The sequence below is a fragment of the Pseudoxanthomonas jiangsuensis genome, assembly GCF_010093185.1.
Lineage (GTDB): Bacteria > Pseudomonadota > Gammaproteobacteria > Xanthomonadales > Xanthomonadaceae > Pseudoxanthomonas > Pseudoxanthomonas jiangsuensis.
This window is the reverse complement of sequence record NZ_PDWL01000142.1, coordinates 1-517: the sequence shown is the minus strand read 5'-3', so window position 1 is coordinate 517 and position 517 is coordinate 1. Positions and strand designations below refer to the sequence as shown.

At 49.9% G+C, this 517-nt stretch carries 1 protein-coding gene; it reads left to right on the top strand.

What is annotated here, in order from left to right; all coding sequences use genetic code 11:
- The coding region (locus CSC62_RS17705; protein WP_246194544.1) for a type II secretion system F family protein at positions 1 to 517 on the top strand (517 nt) is incomplete at both ends.

Below are 517 nucleotides of genomic sequence, written 5' to 3'. Positions count from 1 at the left end.
CTTTTACGCAAATGATTGTAGCAGCATCTCGTTTTATGGTGTCTTATTGGTGGTTCATGCTACTAGCAAGTGTCGCAGCGATAGCTGGCTTCATCTTTGCCTACAAACGCTCGCCGCGCATGCGCCATGGAATGGACAGGCTTGTTTTGAAGTTTCCAGTGATTGGGCAGATTATGCACAACAGCTCGATTGCTCGATTTGCCCGAACTACGGCGGTCACGTTTAAAGCTGGCGTACCCCTTGTAGAAGCTCTAAGTATTGTTGCCGGCGCAACTGGCAACAAGGTATATGAGGAAGCTGTGCTGCGGATGCGCGACGACGTCTCTGTAGGATACCCCGTGAACATGGCTATGAAGCAAGTAAACCTGTTCCCACATATGGTGATTCAAATGACATCCATTGGCGAGGAAGCGGGCGCACTTGATGCAATGCTATTCAAAGTCGCGGAGTATTTCGAGCAGGAAGTCAATAATGCCGTAGACGCGCTAAGCAGCCTGTTGGAGCCGTTGATCATGGT